This window comes from Streptomyces beijiangensis (assembly GCF_017315755.1).
Lineage (GTDB): Bacteria > Actinomycetota > Actinomycetes > Streptomycetales > Streptomycetaceae > Streptomyces > Streptomyces beijiangensis.
This window is the reverse complement of sequence record NZ_JAFLRJ010001267.1, coordinates 1-326: the sequence shown is the minus strand read 5'-3', so window position 1 is coordinate 326 and position 326 is coordinate 1. Positions and strand designations below refer to the sequence as shown.

Annotated in this window: 1 pseudogene; it reads right to left on the bottom strand. The window is 77.0% G+C overall.

What is annotated here, in order from left to right:
* Positions 1-81: 81 nt before the first annotated feature.
* Positions 82-326, bottom strand: a pseudogene (locus J0695_RS41460) (RNA polymerase subunit sigma-24); the annotation flags it as partial.

The following is a 326-nucleotide window of genomic DNA, read 5'->3' as shown; positions in this document are numbered from 1 at the left end:
GGCCGGGGTGGGGCTTGCGCACAACATCGGTCTTGGCGGCGCGGCGGTCGTGACGATGCTGCGGCGGGGGTGACGCAGGCGTCAGCGGCGGGCGTTGAGTCGGGCGTTGAGGCGGGCGGCCTGGCGCGTCAGATGGTCGCGCTCGGCGAGGTCGGGCGCTTTCCTGGCCGCCTCCGCGTACAGCCGTGCCGCCGTCGTCAGGTCGCCGTCGCGCTCGTGGAGGTACGCCGCCACTGCGGTGTGGCGCGGCAGTGAGCCGTCCAGCGCCGCGAGTGCGGCGAGGCCGGCGCGCGGTCCGTCGGCCTCGCCGACGGCCACCGCGCGGT